The following is a 19,049-nucleotide window of genomic DNA, read 5'->3' as shown; positions in this document are numbered from 1 at the left end:
CACCACCCGCATCCGCCAATGCAGCTTGGCAAAACGCCTCGACACAGGCAGATGCATTGCTTGGAGAAGCGGCGCCGCCATTGTGGCGCAAGATAAGGACGATGTTTGAATGAGCATGACGCAACGCGCACTGGATATTGGCGCCCGGGTGGAAGAATTCGTCCGCACAGTTGTTGCGCCTTATGAAAGCGATCCGCGCCGCGACCATCATGGCGCGCCGACCGATGATCTGGTCGCGGAGCTGAAAGAGAAAGCCCGCGCGGTAGGCGTATTGACCCCGCATATCCTGCCCGATGGCGGACATCTGACTCAAGTGGAAACGGCCTATGTCCTGCAAAAGACCGGGCTGTCGCCGCTGGGGCCGCTGGCATGCAACACAGGTGCGCCCGATGAGGGCAATATGTATCTGCTTGGCAAGGTGGGTAGCCCAGAAATCAAGGAACGATTTCTCGAGCCGTTGGTCGCAGGCCGGGCCCGATCTGCCTTTTTCATGACCGAACCGGCCAGCGAAGGCGGCGCGGGATCCGATCCATCAATGATGCAGACCCATTGCCATATGGATGGCAACCATTGGGTCATCAACGGCCGCAAGGCATTCATCACCGGGGCGCAGGGTGCAAAGGTCGGCATCATCATGGCCAAGGCAGACGAAGGTGCGTGCATGTTCCTTGTCGACCTGCCCGATCCTGCCATCCGTATTGAGCATGTGCCGAACACAATCGACAATTCGATGCCCGGCGGCCATGCCACCGTGCTGATCGATAATCTGCGCGTTCCGGCCGACCAGATGCTCGGCAACGCGGGCGAAGGCTTCAAATATGCGCAGATCCGCCTTTCCCCTGCCCGGCTTTCACATTGCATGCGCTGGCATGGCGCCTGCCAGCGGGCCCATGAAATTGCGACCGATTATGCCAATCGCCGCATGGCATTCGGTAAAACGTTGATCGACCATGAGGGCGTCGGCTTCATGCTCGCGGAAAATCTGATCGACCTGAAACAGGCCGAGCTGATGATCCAATGGTGTGCGGCCGTGCTCGACAGCGGCGATCTCGGCACTGCGGAAAGCTCCATGGCCAAGGTCGCAGTATCCGAGGCTTTGATGCGCATCGCCGACCGTTGCGTGCAGGTGATGGGCGGCACCGGAGTGACCGACAAGACGATCGTTGAACAAGTCTTCCGCGAAATCCGCGCCTTCCGCATCTATGACGGCCCCACAGAAGTCCATAAATGGAGCCTCGCCAAGAAGATCAAGCGCGACTGGAAAGCCGGCAACGCCTGACGCCTTATTGTGCAGGCACGGCCACCTATCCGGTTCGGCGGTGCATTATACGCAGCATCACAACCGCTGGCGGACGATCAGGCGTCGCCATTTTCCCAAGCGAATTTGAATTCCCCGATCGTCGGGTCGATCCCGGCCAGCATCATCCCCTGCCCGCGCGATGCGTGGCGGTTGTTGAGCGGCGGATCAGCGGGATCACGCAACTGGATCAACAGGGTGGTGCGGGGCTCATCGGACCGGTTAATGCCCGATCCATGGACGGTCAGATAGTTAAAGAAGATCGCATCGCCCGCCTTGGCAGGGATGGTCGTTGCGCCTTCGAAGGGAAAGTCTGTCTGCGACACATGATGGTCGGCACCTTCCGCAGGCAGCGGCCCCAATTTATGCGATCCCGGATAGGCGCACAAACACCCCTTTTCCTCGGGCGCATCGTCAAAATGCAGGATGACCGCAATCATGCTATGATCGCGATGCGGGAAATAAGGATAGTCCTGATGCATCGGAAAGGGCGATCCGCGTTCCGGCGGCTTGATGAACATCTTGGTGTGGTGCAGTTGGACATTCGGGCCGATAATGTCCTGCGCAATCCCGGTTAGCCTGGCGTCGGTCAGCAACCGTGTAAATGCGCCACTCTTGAAATGTACATCATGGCTGTGCGCGATCGCGGTGTCGCCCTTCACACTTGCCCATGTCGCATTGGTCTCGCCTTGGCGAGCGTCAATGGCGTGGACTTCCGCTCGATAGGCTGCGGCCTCCTCCGGGGTGAACAGCCCCGGAACCAGCACATAGCCATTCTCGTCGTAAAAGGCCTTTTGCTCGGGGGTCAGATGCACGGCAGCCCCCTCACCCGTCACGCTTCGTTAAGCGCCAGCCAGATGGCCGCTGTCCAGCTGAAATCGTCCCCGCCACTGCCAGTGCCATCAATCGGACTGAAGGCTTCGTAGAAGCCATTCCGTTCGATCAGCGCCAATGTATCGCGCCGCATCCGTTCAGCTTCGGCGTCATACCCCATTTCGGCAAGGCCCTTGCCGATCATGAAATTGACCACCGCCCAAACCGGGCCGCGCCAGTAACGGATCATCTGGAAACCAGAATCATCCGGATCAAGGCTGGGCATCAGATATTCAACCTTGCTGCCGATCCGGGCAAAATGCGTCAGCATCGCCGCATCCTTCGCAGGGTCGGAAAGGCCGGCATAAAAGCTGAGAAACGATGCACTGGTGATGTAGCCAGAGGATTTTCCGCTAATCAGATCGCGCGAGCACCAGGCATGCTTCTGCTCATCCCACAGCCAGTCAATGCCTGCCTCTGCCGTGGCGACCATCGCCGCGATTTCCTCAGCCTCGGCGTTCCGACCCAGATCCTGTGCCAGCAGCAAAAGGTCACGATTGGCGCGCAGTAGCATCATCGACATGCCGACATCGGCAACCTTGAACGGATTGCCTGCAGCGATCTTCGCATGATCCCAGCCTTGCGCATGCCCATATTGGACCAGCGCTAGATAACGATCATATTCCAGCTTTGTCGGGCGCATCTTTGCATCCAGATGCCCGGTATCACGGCGCACATATTCACCGACATTGGAAATATCGATCGGTTCACCCGGCGCATCCCATTCGGGGGAATTATCGCGCCCCGTTTCCCAAGGGTGCATCGCAACGACGACCCCCCGTTTGTCCGGATCGCGATGATCGCGGAACCAACGGTGCCAAGCCAGCAGCTGGTCAAACAGCGCCACCATGCGCGGCTTAAATGTATCGCCCTCGCCACGGGCTTTCGCATTTTCCCAGAGGATGTAGATCATGCTGGCTGCGACAGGCGGCTGCGTGATCCCTGATGTTATCGGATTACGCTTTGTGTCCCAGACAGTGGGGCCGGGGAAATATCCTTCATCTTCCTGCCAGAAGATGATGTGCGGGACGAAGCCGTCTTCCCATTGCGCGCTAAAAAGGGTTTCAACCTCCTGCCAGGCACGGTCATGGTCGAACGTGTCGAAACCGATCGCGACAAAGGCAGAGTCCCAGTTCCACTGAAAGGGATAAACCCGGCCATTGGGGACTGTGTAACCGCCACGGTCATTCGACCGCAAAATGTCACGTGCAGCTTCATTCGAAATCATATTGGTCATTTGGTATCCGAAAAACAGCCGGGCACGCAACAAGCGCGCCCGGCAAAGGGATATCAGAAGTTATAGGTCAGGCGACCCATGATGCGGCGGGGCAGCACCGGACGACCTACAAAATAGGCACCCGCAACCGTCTGGTTGTTATCCTGGCGCGGCGAGCCTTCGGTAACGGCGTCGCTGTTCAACAGGTTGAAGACGTTGAGACCGAGCCGAGCATCATTATTACCAAGCTTGAACGTATAGCCGGCATCGAAATTCACGACATTCCAGCCGTCCAACCGGATGGCGTTGTTCGAAGCGGTGTAGTTGTCTGCAGTGTAGTTGGTGAAGAGGGACACATCGAGTGCGCCATCATCATAATAGAGACCTGCATTATACAACATTTCCGGCTGACGTTCGAGATCATTGCCGATGATTGCGGGGTTCGATGTAGGAACGCCGCCGACATTGGCCTGAAACTCAGTGTATTTCGCCTTTTGCAGCGTCAAATTGCCGTTGAAGCGCAGATTGTTCACCAGTTCGATATCGAGAACCGCCTCAACACCATAGGATTCGGTCGCGACGAGATTGACCAGTTCCTGGAAACCACCGCCCGGCGCGTTGACGAACAACACCTGACGACGATTTTTGAGGTTGGTGTAGAAGGCCGCAGCTTCGAAGCTGAAGGTCGGCTGGCTGATCTTGATGCCGCCTTGCGCCTGCTTGATCACTTCGCCTTCATAGCTGGCGGTTCCTCGGTGACAGGCTGGCATTGGCAGCGGTGCCAGCGGGCAGCGTGCGGAAGCCGACCGAGCGGATTTCAGGGAAGAAATATCCGCGGCTGGCATTGGCATAGAGGCTAACCCGGTCGGTAAGCTTATACAGCGCACCAGCGGCCAGCGCCCATTCGGTGGTCGAAACCTTGCCGGTCAGATAGCCGTCATTGCCCCAGATCACATCACGCAGCGCAGCTGACAGTTGCGTCGTGGTGGCATCGGTGACAGTCGTTGACGTACGTTCACGGCTGATGTCACCCTTGAAATGTTCAATGCGGCCGCCGATGTCGAAATTGAAGCGTTCGCCAATCTGCATCTGATCGGCAAAATAGGCCGCATAACGTTCCGCCTTATGACGGTTATTCACATAGCCACCGCCCGCATTGAGCAAGCCATTCCGCGAAATGATCGTGCTGGCGCCCGAGGTCGGATTGGTAACGGTCAGGTTGACCAGACGCGCTTCATTGTTGAACTCGCCCAGATAGGTCGTCGTGACGTTGATATCGTCTGCAGTGGCATTGGCGTAAAAGCCGCCCAGCGTGAAGCTGTGCTCAACATTGCCGGTGGTGGCGTCCTTGGTCAGGTTCGCCTCGGCGGTGAAATCCTGCATCGGCCGGTCACGATCGGTAAAGCGGTTTGCGAACAAAATCGCATTGGATGCCACCGCACCGCCGCCAACATAGGTGAAGTTCGCATTGGCCGCGCCGATGCCGTTCAGCTCTGCAATCTGGCCGCGACGGGCACTGTTGCTAACGAATGCAGCCAGCGTTTCGGGCACATTGACCACGCCGTCGCCATCCGACCAGAGGCCAAATTTGTGGTTATAGTCGCTATATTTGATGCGGCCGTTAATGCCCCAACCGCTGTCGCCAAAATCCTTGTCGAATGCGATGGCGATCTGGCTGCCCTTGGAAGAAACGCCATCGGTGATGTCGGTAACAAATGGACCATCAGGGGTGTTGAAGCCCAAGCCGGCGACATTGGGATTCTGCACCGAAAACACCTTGCGGCCGTCATTGCCGGCGGTGCGGTTACGGGTCGTGCCGTCGAGCGGGATCGGCAGGTAGAAGACCGCCTGGTCGTCAATATATTGACCAAACAGCGTCACCGACCCGCTGTCATCGGGGAATTCATATTTCAAATTGCCGCGCAGCTGGAACCCTTCGGTATCGAGCCCCGTCTTGAGCGGACCCTTGTCAGTGCGGTACCAGCCGGAGAGCGCGAAATACATGTTTTCGGAAAGTGGACCGCTCAAAGCGAAGTCGCCCTTGTAACGTTCCTTTTCAGCAACCTCGAGTTGGACAGTGCCTTCGAGCGTATCGCCACCAGTCTTGCTGATATAGTTGATCATGCCGGCGACCGAACCGGCACCGAACAGGTTGGAAACGCCGCCACGGACGAATTCCATCCGGCTGATGCCCAGATCGTTGCGGTAATAAACATCATAGGCCGACGAGTTGAGGCCAAAAGTCGACAGGACTGTGATGCCGTCATAGGTCAGCGGGGTGAACTGGAACTGCCCGCCAGATGGAAGGCCGCGCACGAACACATTCGATGCAACTTCACCGCCGCCAGCGTCAGCCTTGATCGTCGGGATCGAGTTGAGCACGTCGGCCTGGCTGCTAACGCCAAGGCGCGAGAGCGATTCTTCGCTCACCTGGCTGACGGCAAGCGGGGTATCGAGCGCGATGCGCCCGCGCGACGTTGCCGTCACGATGATTTCCGGATTGGCAGCTTCTTCAGCGGCGTCTTCATTGCCGGCGTCTTGGGCCTGAACGGCTGCAACAGGCATTGCCAATGCAATCGCAGCCCCGGTGCAGAGCAACGCGACGCGGCTTGACATTCCCATTCGGTTTCGGATCTTCAACATAAACCTCTCCCTGATCGATCACGCGACAAATGCGCGCTGTTGCGCGAAAATTGTGGCCGAAGCGGTAATTTCGATAGCCTTTAATCGCGCAACAATATGTTGCCAGTTTCGCAACAATGGAATATCGGCCGCGACGAGGGAGGCGGCCATGTTGGACTTGGGCGATTTGCAGGTTTTTTCAAAAGTCGTAGAAACCGAAAGCCTGACCAAGGCTGGCAAGCTGCTCGGCTTACCTAAATCGACGATCAGTCGCCGGATATCCAGACTGGAAGAACATCTGGGCGTCCAATTGCTCCACCGTTCCACCCGCGCGGTCACAATCACGCAAGATGGCGCAATGTTTTTTGAATATTGCATGCGTTCGCTAGGCGTCTTGCGGGATGGCGAACGGGCGCTGCTGAACCGCAAAAATGTGCCGCAAGGCGTGGTACGCGTGGCCATCCCCTATGTTCTGGGGCAAAGCCTTATCGGGCCTTTGCTTGCAGGGTTTCTGGAACAATATCCTGATGTGCGGCTTGTCAGTGCGCTGACCGATGATGCCGTGGGGTTGCTGCGTGAAGGCTTTGACGTCGCACTGGCAGTCGGCCCGTTTTCGGATTCCGAACTGGTCGCGGTGAAACTGGGCACCACCGGTTGCGGCATATTCGGATCGCCGGGCTATTTCGAACGCAAGGGTTCGCCGCAAAACCATGTCGAGCTTCCGCGTTTCGACCTGTTGGCCTCCGGCATTGTTGATCGCCGGCACCGCTGGGCACTGCATCGCGGCAATGAACAGGTTTCAGTCGAATTTTCGCCGCGACTGATCTGCAACGACCTTATCCTGCTGCGCGATGCCGTATTGTCCGAACTGGGCATTGCAAGCCTGCCAGCCTTTTTGTGCAAGCATGATCTGGCCGAGGGGCGGCTCGTCGAAGTCTTGCCCGGATGGCAGGCCGCGAACATGACATTCTTTGCGTTATTCCCCGATCCCAAAGGCGTTCCGCTGCGCGTCAGGTCGCTGATCGACTATCTGGCGGAAAATCTGCGTCCCACCCTGTCGTGGGAAATTTAATCTGTTGCAGATTTTGGAACACTATGTTCCGCAAATCGATGCTAGCCGCTGGTGGCGGCAGGCGTCAGTTTCTTGGCCGTTATTCCTTTGAATGACGCGGGAGGAAACCATCAGCTTTTCTGAGCCTTTAGTCGGCCTAGCAACACGGGGCGCATCGACACGCGACCGATTGCGCGCCCTGTTTGACGCAGCCGTCGATGCCGTATCGGCGGCAAGATCGATGCCGCGCAATATTCCAACATCGCAGCACGGACGCACCGCCGTGATCGCCGTGGGCAAGGCAGCGGCCGACATGATGGGCGTGGCGCAATCGCGCGCAGCCAATCCCCTGCCCGGCCTTTTGGTCACCCGCCATGGCCATCTGCCTACAGGGCTAGCCGCCTGGCCCGGGGTTGAAACCATCGAAGCCGGCCACCCCTATCCTGACGACAATAGTGTGCTCGCCGCACAAAAGGCGCTGGCCATCGCCACGCAATTGGAGGCTGGCGATCATTTATTGTTCCTGCTTTCGGGCGGAGGATCGGCGCTGCTGGCTGCGCCTGCCGATGGCGTATCCCTGACTGATAAACAGCAGGTAACACGCGCCTTGCTGCAATCTGGCGCGACAATCGAAGAGATTAACTGCGTTCGCAAGCATCTGTCGACGATCAAGGGCGGGCGACTGGCGGTTGCAGCTGGCGCTGCCAAGGTTACGACATGGATCATATCCGACATTCCCGGTGACGACCCTTCCTTTGTCTCGTCCGGGCCGACCGTTGCCGACGATACCAGTCTGGAAATGGCGCGCGATATTGTTGCCAAATATGGAATCACCTGCCCGGAACCGGTGATGCGGGCGCTGAACGATCCGGCCAACGAAACGCCTGCGGCGGACAGTCTGGGCCTGGCCGGCTCCGACACAGTGGTGATCGCACGGGCGCGCGATGCGCTGGCCGCAGCGCGGACGGCGGCTGAAAGCCATGGCTATCGCGTGACCGATCTGGGCGACCAACTTCAGGCGGAATCCCGCCATTTGGGGGCAAGCCATGCAGCGCTGGCCCGGCGCCTTGCACAGGACGGCCACGCGCGCGCTATCATCTCCGGCGGAGAGACGACTGTGACTGTCCAGAACAAGGCAGGGCGCGGTGGCCGCAACATGGAATATCTGCTGGGTCTTGCCATCGCGCTGAACGGTGCGCCGGGGATATTTGCTTTGGCCTGCGATACCGACGGCATTGACGGAACTGAAAATGCCGCAGGGGCGATCATCACACCCGATACGCTGGAAAGGGCCCGCAGTGCGGGCATTGACCCGGCCGAGCATCTGACATCGAACAATGCCTATCTGTTTTTCGAGGCGCTGGGCGATCTCGTCATCACCGGCCCGACACTGACCAATGTGAATGATTTCCGGGTGATACTGATCGAAAATGAAAGGCCCGAGGGGAAGGATTGACTATGCAAGGCGAACGCTCTTTCCGACATTCGGACTATCCGTGGATCCTTATCGGCCTCCTCTGGCTGGTCGCATTCCTGAATGCCGCAGACCGTTCGATCCTGATCGCTGTGATGCCGTCGGTGCGCGACGAATTCAACCTGACGACCACCGAACTGGCGCTGATCAATTCGGTGTTTTTCTGGATCTACGCCATCGCGGCATTTTTGACGGGTCGCATGGGTGACAGCGTCCGGCGCAGCCGGATCATCATCTATGGCCTGATTTTTTGGAGCATGGCGACAGGCCTGACCGCGCTTTCCACTGGCTTTGCCATGCTCCTCGGTTTCCGCGCTCTCGTTGCATTGGGCGAATCCACTTATTATCCCAGCGCCACAGCATTGATCAGCGATTGGCATCAGCCCAAATGGCGCAGCCGTGCGCTTTCGCTGCACCAGACCGGCGTTTTCGCAGGAGCCGGCCTTGGCGCCTTCTTTGCCGGCTATCTGGCCGATACGTTCAGTTGGCACACGCCCTTCTTGATCTTCGCGGGCATCGGCATCGTCCATGCCGGGATATTGTGGTTCCTGCTGCGCGATCCGCCGGCTGTTGTGCAACATGAAGTGAAGGAAGAACCGCTCGGCGTCATCTGGCGGATCAAACCCGCAATCATGCTTTGCATCGTCTTTTTCCTGGGCACTGGCGCATCAACGGGTTTGATGGTCTGGGCGCCTACCTATGTCCATGACGCCCTGAAACTGGATCTTGCCGGATCGGCATTGGTCGGATCGGCAACGATCAACATCGCCGGGTTTCTCACCGTGCCGTTGGGCGGCTATCTTGCCGACATGCTGGCAAAACGCAGCCCCATTGGCCGTTTCTATACGCTAGCCATCGGCCTTGCCATTGCTGCTGTAATGCTTGTGCCACTGATCGGCGTCACCACTGCAACCGGCGTAAGCCTTGTCTTGATCGCAACCAGTTTCGGCAAGGGCCTTTTCGACGGCTGCATCTATTCGGCGATGCACGACGTCGTGCCAGCCCACGCACGTGCAACTGCGGTTGGCGCGATGACCATGATCGGCTTTTTCGGTGCCGGGATCACGCCCATCTTCGTAGCCCAGATATCGGACCATTTTAGCATGGTGGCTGGCTTGACGTCGCTGGCCGGTCTCTATCTGCTCGCAGTCATCATCCTGCTGGCCTATAGAGGAAAGACGCGCGAAGCCGTGCTGGCCAATGCACAAGAGGCGCATTGATCGGAACTTAAAGGGCCGGCGCCAGCTCGCTTTCGAAAACCGGCAGGACGATGCACTGCAGGCCTTATTCGGGGGCGCTACACTTGGTACCGCGTCCCTTGCCCGGCAAGGGTAATCCTGAACCCATGCCTGTTGCGGCGCCATCTTCGATAGCGATTTTACCGTTCACAAGTACGGCCACTACCCCGGTCGAAAACGCGGTGGGATGCATGTAATCGGCCCGCGGCCGGAAACGGCGCGGATCAAAGGCGACAATGTCGGCATATGCACCCGCGCGCAATTCTCCCCTGTCCTTAAGCCCGAAAATGCGGGCAGGCCGGATCGTGCTCGATGCAATGAATGTCCGCAGATCGATCACTTTCCGGTCGCGAACATAGGTGTCATATTTGCGCGCGAATGAGCCATAATAGCGGGGATGCCCCAACGAGGCATCCGAGCTCGTCACAACCCAAGGGCGTTGCATAAACTGCGCTATATCGCTTTCGCTCTGATTGAATGACGCGACTTTTACCTCGTCAACCGACAGCAGGTCCATCGTGGCAACAACCGGGTCAGTCGCCCTTGCTTCAGCGATCTCTTTCAAGGTTTTGCCTATCGCCCAGTTGGGGCCAGCAGTGATGAGAAGTGCGGCAGGCCCTCCCCTCCGGCGCAGATTATCCTCAATCTCGGGCCGCATCCGCGATCGTGTTTCGGGATTGGCAAAGCGATCAAGCATGGCTGCGCGGCCGCCATCTTGCGCCCAACGAGGTATCAAGGCTGCAGACAGGCCGGTTCCCGATGCCGACCATGGATATTGATCGGCGCTCACTATCTGCCCGGAAGCCTGCGCGGCTTCGATCTTGCTTATGACTTGGGGGGCCATCCCCTGAACGTCGACGCCCAACGCCTTTATATGGGCGATATGTAGCGGAAGGCTTGCATCACGGCCGATCGCCAATGCCTCATCGATTGAGGCAAGCAGACCGATTGAATAGCTCGATTCATCGCGCAGATGGGTGTCGTAAACCCCGCCAGCCGAACCGGCTATGCGGGCTAATGCGGTAACCTCGTCACGCTTGGCAAAACTTTGCGGCGCGTAGAATAGCCCGGAAGACAGACCCATCGCACCCTCGCACATTGCGTTCGCTACAATCGTCTGCATCTGCCCGAGTTCATCCGAAGTCGGTGCCCGATCCGATTGGCCGATCACGGCAGAACGAACCGCCCCAAAGCCAACATAGGTTGCGAAATTGACCCCATAGCCCGATCTGGTTTCGCCGGCCGCTGCTCCCTCAATCGTGCCCAATGTCTTGGCGATGTTAGGGCTGCCCAGTCCATCGCCCCCTATGAACACCGTGGTCACGCCCTGGGTCAGAAAGGGGAGAAGAAGGCGTGCGACAGGATTTTCAGACAAAAGGGCGTCACCGGCATGGGTATGCGGATCAATGAAGCCCGGCGCCACAACCAGATTATGGGCATTGATGGTCTTGCCAGCACGGCCCGGCGCTTTGCGCCCCACATAGACGATTTTGTCGCCGCTGATGGCGACATCGCCAACAAAAGGCGGAGCGTCGCCGGTGTATATCGTGCCGCCTTTCAGCACGGTATCATATGCGGGTGCAGAAGAGGCGGATGGTGCGCCGGCCATGGCTAGTGAGGAAAAGGCCAAAGCTGCGGAGCCGATCCAGAAACGCATTCGCTTTCTTGCCACAATCAATCCCCTCTTCACCAACCTGATTTCTGCGTCCGCCCATCAGCCGGGGCGGCGATTATCATTTTTCCTGCCAAGCGATGGCTTCGATTTCAATCAAGGCCTCGGGGGCTGCAAGATCCGAAATGACCACTGATCGGGCGGGGAAAGGGTGCGCAAAAAATTCCCGATACACCATATTGAATTCGGCATTATAGGCCCGGTCGGTTAGCCATACAGTTGTTTTGACCACGTCGGCCAGATTGCACCCGGTAGACTCCACTGCAGCACGAAGATTTTCCAGCGCTTGCCGTGCTTGATTGGCAAATCCCCCTGCGACGATTTGCCCGTCAGCACCTCGGCCAAGCTGGCCTGAGGTAAAGATCATTTGACCCGCTTGGGTTACCCGCGAAAGCGGCAGACTGTCAGCCATAATATTCATTCTCCAATCAGCGATATGTTTTCGGGCGCAACCAAGGGGCGGGCCTTTACCCCGTGTGGCGGCCATTCGAGTTTAATAAGAGAGCTGCTCAGGGCGCTACCGCCAGAGCGCCCGGGCGCCGTGGGTCGGCTGCGCCAAGATAAAGCTTGCCATCGATCATGATTGATTGTGCGCTCCCCATGGTCTCATCAGACGTAATGATATGCCCCATGGATTGCAGCCAACGCACCGTATCGGGGTTGAAGTTGGGTTCCACCCGCAGCTTGCTTCCCGCATCTTGGAAGATCCGGGGCTGATGCGTGGCCTCTTCAACGTTGAGCTTGAAATCGACGATATTGACGATGATCTGCATGACGGTGTTGATGATCGTGCTCCCGCCCGGCGTTCCCGTGACCAACCAAGGTTTCCCGTCCTTCATGACGAAGGTGGGCATCATGGTCGACACCATGCGCTTGCCCGGCAGCAAGGCATTGGGCGGCACGGGCTTGCCTTCGGAGAGCGCCTTTGCCGTTGCCACATGGCTGAAATTGTTCATCTGGTTGTTGAGTAGAATACCGGTGCCTGCAATCATCACTCCGGAACCGAAATCGGCGCCCAGCGTATAAGTGGTCGACACGACATTGCCATTTGCATCGGCAACCGAATAATGCGTGGTCGATGGACTTTCGAACTGCCATGGATCGCCCACGCCCATCACATCAGACGAACCCGCTTTGTCAGGATCGATTAGCCGGGCTCTCTGCCGCGCATAATCTTTGGACGTGAATCCCTTTAGTGGCACAGACGCAAAATCGGTATCGCCAATGAACCGGTACCGGTCCGCATAACCCAGCTTCATGCTTTCTGCCATCAAGTGCAACGATTTGGCGGAACCGGCACCATTGGCCGCCAGATCGAAATTTTCGAGTATGTTGAGCATGTTGATAAGCGTGGCGCCCCCCGCGCTTGCCGGCGGTGCCGTCACAATTTCGAGACCGCGATAGGTGCCGCGCAACGGTTGCCGTTCTACGGCACGATAATTTGCCAGATCATCCAATGTGATCAGCCCGCCATTCGCTTTCATATCCGCAGCAATGCGTTCTGCGACCGGCCCTTTGTAGAAACCATCTGCACCGCGTTCAGCGATTTGTTTTAGGGTCCATGCAAGATCCGGCTGCTTCAAGATTTCACCGGCGCGATAGAGCGAACCGTCTGCCTTGTAATAGGCTTGCCGTGCCGCTGCGCTCGTCGACAATCGCTCTTGTCCCCAGCTGAACACAAAGGCTTCGTCCGGGGTCAGCGCTATGCCGTCGCGCGCAAGTTTGATGGCAGGGGCCAGAACTTTGGACCATGGCAGCTTGCCCAAGCGCTTGTGCGCAGCAAACAGCCCTGCGACAGTTCCAGGCACGGCTGGGGCGATATAGCCCCTGCTTGCTATGTCCGCTTCGCGTCCATCCTTGTCGAGATACATGGCAGTGGTCGCTGCTCCGGGCGCGACGGAACGGAAATCGAAAAACATCTGCTCGCCTGTCCGGCCGTCATGGACAAGCATGAAGCCATCCCCGCCAATATTGCCGGCACGGGGTAAGGTGACCGCAAGCGCAAAACCGATGGCAACGGCCGAGTCAACAGCGTTACCGCCCTGCTTCAATATGTCGGCACCGACCTTGCTCGCCAAGGCGCTTTGCGAAACCACCATCCCGCGTTCACCAACAACGGGGGAATGAATGCTCGGATATTCAAGAAGCTGCTTCTTCTGGGCCGTCGCCGGCAATGCCAAAGTCGCCGCGAGCCCGACGACCAGCGCAAATTTACGTACCGGTTTCCAGATCCCAAACATCAAACTCTCTCTCCTGTAACGATTTTCGCAACCCGTTCCGCTGATCCCATGGCATAGGTCCAACCGAGCATGCCATGCCCGACATTCGCTGAAATGCGGCCTGATATCCGTTTTATGATCGGAAGAGAATCCGAAGACATTGGTCGCACCCCGGCCCACACCGATTCAATGTCATCATAATTCGCTGCCGATGGAAGAATATTCTCCGCAGTGCCGATTAACTTACTGATTTTTGGATCATCGACTTCGTTATTATTGGCTGCAATTTCCGCAAGACCAGCCACTCTGATTTTTCCTTCGAGCGGACACAGAACAACCTTTTTCGCAACATCCGTTACGCTGAGCTGCAAAGATACCTCGCCGCGAGCTGCCGTGAATGAATAGCCCTTCATCGGCATAACGGCGCCGTAGAGACCGAATTTTCGTCCTAACCTTCCGGCCCCTATGCCGGCGCACAGCACAATTTCGTCGGCAGTCATTTTCTCGCCTGCTTCAGTCTCGATCCAGGCCGAACGACCATCATCTTCAAGCGTGCGCACCGGGGTGCTAAAACACATTACAGCCTGATATTTCTCTTCAAGCAGCCTTTGCATTTCGCGGCAAAATTTGTGCGGGTCGCCCACCTCGTCATCCGGCGAATGAATACTGCCGACCAGATCGCCCCGATAATCTGCAAGTGCTGGCTCCAGATTGATGGAGTCCGCGCGGCTCAATATATGCTGAATTGCGCCCAATGAGCGTTTAGCCTCGACAAGCTTTCGCGCCGACGCAAAGCTGTTTTCATTGCTGTGAATGTGCAGCTTACCCGTAGCCTTGCGGCCAAATTCCAATCCATGCGCGGCAACCAACCGCTCCATTTCAATACGAGACTCAAATCCAAGGCACAGGCCGGCCAATGTCTTTTCCAAATATTTGGTCGATGTCGTGTTGCGCAGGAAGTTCAAAAACCAAATCAGATGGCCGGGATCGATCGTCGGCCGGACCAGTATGGCCGGATCAAGCCCGACAACAATCTTTGCCGCTTGTTTCAAAAAGGCCGGGCTGGCGAGTGCATCGGTATAGGCATAACTGAGCTGCGCTCCATTGGCGAAAGAGGCTCCCAGTCCGGGGGATTCCTTCCCCTCGATAACCGTCACCCGAATATCCCGTTGGGCCAGGGCATAGGCAGTCGCCATCCCGACCACCCCGGCACCAATAATGATTGCGGTGCGTTTTCGTTCGCTCCCAATGATTGGGCCGCGTCCCAAAGGTAGGTCATTGATATTGGCTGATTGCGGAACATTTAACATGTTCTCATGCTAGGCAACGTGCACGCCTAGGCAAGTATGATGACCCAATAATCTGGGGCTGAACGTATAACCGTGAGTTATGTTTTACAGGTTCGACTGCCGGTCGAGAATGCTTTTCATGACCTGTATCAACCGCTCTGCAAGCTTGGAAAGCGGACGATCCTCCAACCAAGCAGCCTGAACAGTGAATGTCACGGCAGGGGTAATGGGGAACACGTCCAAGCCGCCGGTCTTCATGGCCATGGCGGTGAATTCATCGACCACCGCCACGCCTGATCCATGCTTAACCAAGGCAGCGGCGATATAATAAGTGTCGACCGACCCGATTTCTTTCAAATCGGCTTGGGCAGTGGTTTGTGCGGCGGCCACAACATCGCCGATGGGGCCACTGGTCGAAACACCGATCAAATCCAAATTGCTGATTTCGTGCCAGCCGACGGCTTCCTTCGCCGGATCAAACACCCCCGTCGGCGCGATCGCTACGACTTTACCCTTTGACAGCTTGCGTTGGTTCAAACGCGGATGCGGCGGCGGATCATAACCAAAGGCGATGTCGCATTCACGTTCGTAGAGCGATCTTAATATATCGCTGTGCCGGATCGTCTTGATGTCGAACGTCACATCTGGATTTGCGGACCGGAATTCCGTGATTGCTTGTGGCAATAGTTCAAGACCGAGTGACGGGACGACGCCAATCCGCAAATGCCCAGCGCCCGAACGTCGTAAATTGGCAGCAGCCTGCTTTAGCGAAGACACGCGCCGGAAAACTTCATCAACTTCGCGATACAAAGCATGCGCTTCGTCAGTCGGGGCAAGCCTGCCGCGAACCACATCGAACAGCCGGATGCCGAGGTAGGATTCAGTGTGCCGCAAAACCTTGCTGACCGCAGGCTGCGAAACATTAAGGGCCCGGGCAGCTGCGCTTATCGAGCCATTCGCATATACTGCGTGAAAGATTTCTATCTGCCTTAGTCGCACGGCGAGGATCCTTTACAAATCCTGCGCCATGCGACCAGCATGTTTCGTGTCAACAGAAGATCAGAAATCTCTGGATGCTTCGAAGTAGACGAACCGGCCGGTTGGGTTGGCAATCGCCCCGTTGAAGCCGAAGTTAGACGAAGTCAGCGGAGGATCCCGGTCGAACAGATTGCGCGCACCGACCCGGAAGCGCATTCCTTGCAACAGCTTGTCTTGCTCTCTGCCCTGGAACTGGATGTAAGCGTTCATCGTCGTGAAGGCAGGTGCCTCGTAGAAGCTTCCGTTCACAACCGTCGTTCCGGTGTCGAATATCGACCCGATATAGTCCAACTGCGCGCCAGCAGTGACAGGACCCGACTTCCAGGTAACGCTCCCGCTGAAGCGCCATTCCGGATTGCCGTTTTGCTTAACCTGATCCCCGGCCTGGGTAATATTGATACCCGTGCCCAGAGTCCCTGCAGCATTGGCAGCAATCAACTGCGCCTGCAGGTCAGACGGGGTCTGCTGCCATTTCAAAAGTTTGGATGCGCCCAGATCGAAGCTGAACCGCCCCAAATCCGTTTTCCCGGAATCATAGTTGAGGGCGATGTCGATCCCGCGAAGTTTGCGCGGGCCAAGGTTGAAATAGTCATCCTGCACGAAGGAGATATCGCCAACCCGCTGCGTTCCTACCGGTGCAAGGCGCACTACGTTCGGATTGCTGCGGCCGCCAAGACGCTCAAGATAGTCAAACAATATCTGGTTCTGCGCGCCTTGCAGACCGATCACGCCCGTTGACTTAAGCGACCAACGGTCGACCGTAAGCGTCAGATTGCGGAGCGGTTGGAACACCGCACCCCATGAAATCGTCTCTGCGTCTTCCGGTTTCAGCTGCTGGTTACCCGAGCGAACTTCCAGTGTGCTGATGCCGCTGCAAGTCGTGACATTGATACGGCATTGCGCCCAGTCGGTGCGGGTATTCGCGACCTGGGTGCCAGCGCTGTAATATTGCGCAAGATTGGGGGCGCGGAAGCTTTGCGACCATGAAGAACGGAACCGCAGGCCATCCACAACCTTCAAAAAGCCGGCAACCTTCGGCTTCAGCACATTGCCAAAGTCCGAATAATATTCATCGCGCGCCGCCAGCTGCAGATCGAGAGAGCTGATCAGAGGAATGTTCATATCCTCGGAAATCACGGGGACCGCAAATTCGACATAGGCTGCTGCAACCGTACGATCTGCCTTCACGTCGGGTGCCGGGCTGGCGCCCATAACGTCGGTGCCATAGACGATACCGGTCACCGAATCCCGGTAGGTGATCGTCCCATCCAGACGCGCATCACGGTTGTCGCTGTAGCTGTCATAACGCACTTCGACACCGCTTGCGAAGCCGACAGAACCGCCGGGAAGTTCAAACAGGTTCGAATTTGTAACCTTGAAATCCCAGGTGGTCAGCGATGTTTTGCTGATGCGGTGAACCCCGACGAGGAACGAGTTTATCGTATTGGCATTGCTCGGCGTACCATCTCCGAGCGAGAAATTGGTCTGGTTGCCACCGTTGAAGGGGTTGTAGGCGTCAGGAGTGGTAAGGGCGAGTGCCTCTTGGAACTTGGTGTTGCTGATCGCATTCTTGGTGAAATCGTCGGTGCGTGCCCAGGCATAGGTCGCCGCCGATTCCCATTTGAAGTCACCAAATTCTCCTCTGAGGCCGAGCAGTGCGCGGAACATATCATCCGTCACCTCAAACTTCCGCGGTCCGGTATCCACCGGGCGATACGTGGTTATTCTCAGAGGGAGGCCGCCAGTCGGCACGCCAGTCAAACCGGCAAGCCTGTTTGGATTGGGCGTTGTCCCAAACAGCGTCGGACCCAGCGGGTTCCAATAAGACGTCGCCGGTACCGTAATCACCGCGCTGGAAATGGGCGCGGACTGCTCACGCTGGCCCCGCAAGCGGGCATGATAATAGCCAAGCTCGCCAAACATTTCGACTGCGCCAAATTCCTGCTTTGCGCTGGCATAGACGTTCACACGGTCCAGCCCGCCACGCAGGGTGCGATCCGGATTTTCGTCATAGCGCAGCACGCGCGAGGTGGCCCCGGTGATCGTACCGGAACGAAGGCACAGATTGCCGTTGATAACGGTGCTTGAACATCCCGCCGCCGTGTTCGCAGTGGGCTGAATGTTAAAAACACCCGATGCTGTCAGCGTCGCAGTGCCTTGGCGTACCGTCGTCACCGGTACGGTCGTGAAGCTGCCCCAAGGTGAAGAGGTTGAACGGTTGTCAAAGCCAGTGTCTGCCTCCCAGGGCGTACCGGCAACATCAGCAAGATGGTTTTCGCTGGCGGAAAAATCGCGCTCGCTGGCAAACAGGGGCGTTCGGCGCGTATAGCTGCCGAACAGCATGAACCGTCCGCCGGACTTGGTTTCTATCCCTGCCTTTGCAGCAACGGTTGCCTCGCTGGTTCCATCTGCAAAGCCATAACGGCCATTGACCCTGAAGCCTTCATAACGGTCGTCGAGCACGACATTGACAACACCCGCAACGGCATCGGCGCCGTAGATAGCGGCTGCGCCGTCGCGAAGCACTTCAATGCGCCGCGTCGCGCCAACCGGGATGGCATTGGTATTTGCCGTCTGGACCGGAACGAAATTCTCCGTTTGCGTTCCCGGCGTCAAAATCATGCGCCGTCCGTTGACCAAAACAAGCGTGTTGCCCGTACCGACACTGCGCAGGTTGATCGATGCATTGTCACCGCGCGCATCGTTCAGGTTGCCCGTTGTGCGCGATTCCTGAAACTGGACGTCACCTGCCTGCGGCAAGGAACGGAAAAGATCGTCGCCGGATACGCTGCCCGTTGCAGCGATACGGTCCTCACCCACGACGGTAACCGGCAATGCTTCGGCAATCTTCGCATTTTCAATGCGGCTGCCAACCACAACGATTTCGGGCTGTTTCTGCTCAGCATTTGCGGGCGGTGGAGTTTCGGCTGCGGTATCCTGCGCGACCGAGACTTGAGATAAAAAGACCAACGTCGATGCGCCGACCAACAGGCCATTACGCACATATTTCATCGTTTCTGACATTACCGCCCCCTGATGTGATTTTAATATGGCGAAGGG

At 57.4% G+C, this 19,049-nt stretch carries 14 protein-coding genes; 4 read left to right on the top strand and 10 right to left on the bottom strand.

The features are described from left to right. The first annotated feature begins 109 nt into the window (after positions 1 to 109). Positions 110 to 1,279: an acyl-CoA dehydrogenase family protein gene (locus RSE16_07590; protein ID WRH74599.1), complete on the top strand. Its 1,170-nt coding sequence runs from the start codon at positions 110 to 112 to the stop codon at positions 1,277 to 1,279. A gap of 77 nt (positions 1,280 to 1,356) precedes the next feature. Here the strand turns inward: RSE16_07590 and RSE16_07585 are convergent, their stop codons facing one another. The 4 genes from RSE16_07585 to RSE16_07570 are packed head-to-tail and all read right to left on the bottom strand — an operon-like array spanning position 1,357 to position 6,029. Continuing rightward, positions 1,357 to 2,112 (bottom strand): phytanoyl-CoA dioxygenase family protein, encoded by a 756-nt coding sequence (locus RSE16_07585; GenBank protein ID WRH74598.1) that lies wholly within the window; start codon positions 2,110 to 2,112, stop codon positions 1,357 to 1,359. A gap of 17 nt (positions 2,113 to 2,129) precedes the next feature. Beyond that, complete coding sequence (locus RSE16_07580) at positions 2,130 to 3,407, bottom strand: trehalase family glycosidase (protein ID WRH74597.1); 1,278 nt, start codon at positions 3,405 to 3,407, stop codon at positions 2,130 to 2,132. 53 nt (positions 3,408 to 3,460) lie between these two features. After that, positions 3,461 to 4,156, bottom strand: a complete 696-nt coding sequence (locus RSE16_07575; protein ID WRH74596.1) for a TonB-dependent receptor — start codon at positions 4,154 to 4,156, stop codon at positions 3,461 to 3,463. Further along, positions 4,122 to 6,029 (bottom strand): TonB-dependent receptor, encoded by a 1,908-nt coding sequence (locus RSE16_07570; protein ID WRH74595.1) that lies wholly within the window; start codon positions 6,027 to 6,029, stop codon positions 4,122 to 4,124. The genes RSE16_07575 and RSE16_07570 overlap by 35 nt, the downstream gene beginning before the upstream one ends. A 148-nt stretch (positions 6,030 to 6,177) precedes the next feature. Between RSE16_07570 and RSE16_07565 the strand changes: the two genes are divergently transcribed. From RSE16_07565 to RSE16_07555, 3 genes are all read left to right on the top strand, one after another. Then, on the top strand, positions 6,178 to 7,080 hold the full coding sequence (locus RSE16_07565) for a LysR substrate-binding domain-containing protein (GenBank protein WRH74594.1): 903 nt from the start codon (positions 6,178 to 6,180) through the stop codon (positions 7,078 to 7,080). Positions 7,081 to 7,171: 91 nt separating this feature from the next. Continuing rightward, complete coding sequence (locus tag RSE16_07560; protein ID WRH74593.1) at positions 7,172 to 8,515, top strand: glycerate kinase; 1,344 nt, start codon at positions 7,172 to 7,174, stop codon at positions 8,513 to 8,515. A 2-nt stretch (positions 8,516 to 8,517) separates the two neighbouring features. After that, positions 8,518 to 9,753, top strand: a complete 1,236-nt coding sequence (locus tag RSE16_07555; GenBank protein ID WRH74592.1) for an MFS transporter — start codon at positions 8,518 to 8,520, stop codon at positions 9,751 to 9,753. A gap of 64 nt (positions 9,754 to 9,817) precedes the next feature. On the opposite strand, the gene RSE16_07550 is transcribed toward RSE16_07555, so the two are convergent. The 6 genes from RSE16_07550 to RSE16_07525 form a co-directional block, all read right to left on the bottom strand. Beyond that, positions 9,818 to 11,428 carry an amidohydrolase family protein gene (locus tag RSE16_07550; protein ID WRH74591.1) on the bottom strand — a complete coding sequence of 537 codons (1,611 nt, stop codon included), beginning with the start codon at positions 11,426 to 11,428 and terminating at the stop codon, positions 9,818 to 9,820. Positions 11,429 to 11,504: 76 nt separating this feature from the next. Further along, positions 11,505 to 11,930: a RidA family protein gene (locus tag RSE16_07545; GenBank protein WRH74590.1), complete on the bottom strand. Its 426-nt coding sequence runs from the start codon at positions 11,928 to 11,930 to the stop codon at positions 11,505 to 11,507. Between the two features lie 22 nt (positions 11,931 to 11,952). Then, positions 11,953 to 13,683 (bottom strand): gamma-glutamyltransferase, encoded by a 1,731-nt coding sequence (gene ggt, locus RSE16_07540; GenBank protein WRH74589.1) that lies wholly within the window; start codon positions 13,681 to 13,683, stop codon positions 11,953 to 11,955. Continuing rightward, a complete protein-coding gene (locus RSE16_07535; protein ID WRH74588.1) occupies positions 13,683 to 14,972 on the bottom strand; it encodes an FAD-dependent oxidoreductase in 1,290 nt (429 codons plus the stop codon). Before RSE16_07535 ends, ggt begins: the two co-directional genes overlap by 1 nt. A gap of 84 nt (positions 14,973 to 15,056) precedes the next feature. Further along, positions 15,057 to 15,950 carry a LysR family transcriptional regulator gene (locus tag RSE16_07530; GenBank protein WRH74587.1) on the bottom strand — a complete coding sequence of 298 codons (894 nt, stop codon included), beginning with the start codon at positions 15,948 to 15,950 and terminating at the stop codon, positions 15,057 to 15,059. A gap of 60 nt (positions 15,951 to 16,010) precedes the next feature. Then, complete coding sequence (locus RSE16_07525; GenBank protein WRH74586.1) at positions 16,011 to 19,013, bottom strand: TonB-dependent receptor; 3,003 nt, start codon at positions 19,011 to 19,013, stop codon at positions 16,011 to 16,013. Positions 19,014 to 19,049 lie beyond the last annotated feature (36 nt).

Source organism: Sphingobium sp., from assembly GCA_035196065.1.
Taxonomy (GTDB): domain Bacteria; phylum Pseudomonadota; class Alphaproteobacteria; order Sphingomonadales; family Sphingomonadaceae; genus Sphingorhabdus_B; species Sphingorhabdus_B rara.
This window is presented reverse-complemented; position numbering and strand designations above follow the sequence as displayed.

Coding starts and splice junctions, on each gene's coding strand:
- RSE16_07590 (WRH74599.1), top strand. CDS start 110: ATGAGCATGACGCAACGCGCACTGGATATTGGCGCCCGGGTGGAAGAA.
- RSE16_07580 (WRH74597.1), bottom strand. CDS start 3,407: ATGACCAATATGATTTCGAATGAAGCTGCACGTGACATTTTGCGGTCG.
- RSE16_07575 (WRH74596.1), bottom strand. CDS start 4,156: ATGCCAGCCTGTCACCGAGGAACCGCCAGCTATGAAGGCGAAGTGATC.
- RSE16_07570 (WRH74595.1), bottom strand. CDS start 6,029: ATGTTGAAGATCCGAAACCGAATGGGAATGTCAAGCCGCGTCGCGTTG.
- RSE16_07565 (WRH74594.1), top strand. CDS start 6,178: ATGTTGGACTTGGGCGATTTGCAGGTTTTTTCAAAAGTCGTAGAAACC.
- RSE16_07560 (WRH74593.1), top strand. CDS start 7,172: ATGACGCGGGAGGAAACCATCAGCTTTTCTGAGCCTTTAGTCGGCCTA.
- RSE16_07555 (WRH74592.1), top strand. CDS start 8,518: ATGCAAGGCGAACGCTCTTTCCGACATTCGGACTATCCGTGGATCCTT.
- RSE16_07550 (WRH74591.1), bottom strand. CDS start 11,428: ATGCGTTTCTGGATCGGCTCCGCAGCTTTGGCCTTTTCCTCACTAGCC.
- RSE16_07545 (WRH74590.1), bottom strand. CDS start 11,930: ATGGCCGCCACACGGGGTAAAGGCCCGCCCCTTGGTTGCGCCCGAAAA.
- ggt (WRH74589.1), bottom strand. CDS start 13,683: ATGTTTGGGATCTGGAAACCGGTACGTAAATTTGCGCTGGTCGTCGGG.
- RSE16_07535 (WRH74588.1), bottom strand. CDS start 14,972: ATGTTAAATGTTCCGCAATCAGCCAATATCAATGACCTACCTTTGGGA.
- RSE16_07525 (WRH74586.1), bottom strand. CDS start 19,013: ATGTCAGAAACGATGAAATATGTGCGTAATGGCCTGTTGGTCGGCGCA.